The 853-nt window shown below is 77.0% G+C and carries 1 protein-coding gene; it reads left to right on the top strand.

The window, feature by feature from the left end:
• Nucleotides 1-853: DUF1800 domain-containing protein (locus FV223_RS28820; RefSeq protein WP_147730021.1), on the top strand; the 853-nt coding region annotated here is incomplete at both ends.

Raw genomic sequence — 853 nt, 5'->3', positions numbered from 1 at the left:
CCCCCAGCCCGCGCCTCCGCCGTCCGCCGACCCCGGGCAGGTCCGGCGAACCATCGAGCGCGCCGAGGTCGAGGCCCGGCTCGCGCACGGCGCGGCGACGGAGGCCGGCTTCGTCGAGCGGCTGGCGCTTTTCTTCGCCAACCACTTCGCGGTCTCGAGCGACAAGGGGCCGGTCCGCGTGCTGGCCGGCGCCTTCGAGCGCGAGGCGATCCGCCCGCACGTGCTCGGGCGCTTCGCCGACATGCTGCGGGCGGTGCAGCGCCACCCGGCGATGCTGGTCTACCTCGACAATCAGCGCTCCGTCGGCCCCGGCTCCCCGGCCGGGGCACGGCGCGGCCTCGGCCTCAACGAGAACCTCGCCCGCGAGACGCTGGAGCTGCACACGCTCGGCGTCGACGGCGGCTACGGCCAGGCCGACGTCACGGCGCTGGCCGGGGTTCTCACCGGCCGGGGCTGGGTGCCGCCGCGGGCCGACCGGCCGGATGCCGGGCGCTTCCTGTTCGCCGCGAGCCGGCACGAGCCCGGCCCGGCGACGATCCTCGGCCGGACCTACGAACCGGGCGGCCTGGAGCAGGGCGACGCGGTGCTGGACGCGCTCGCGCGCCATCCGGCGACGGCCCGCCATCTCGCCCGCAAGCTCGCGATCCACTTCATCGCCGACGATCCGCCCGAGGGCGCGGTGGCGCGGCTCGCCGCCGCCTATCGCGACGGCGACGGCGATCTCGCCGCGATGGCCGCCGCGCTGGTCGCGACGCCGGAGGCGTGGGAGCCGGCGCCGCGCAAGTTCAAGACGCCCTACGAGTTCGTGCTGAGCGCGCTCCGGCTCGTCCCCGGTGCCGACCGACGCGACGGC

The organism is Methylobacterium sp. WL116, assembly GCF_008039455.1.
GTDB lineage: Bacteria > Pseudomonadota > Alphaproteobacteria > Rhizobiales > Beijerinckiaceae > Methylobacterium.
The sequence above is the reverse complement of the archived record's forward strand: the minus strand, read 5'-3'. Positions and strand labels throughout refer to the sequence as shown.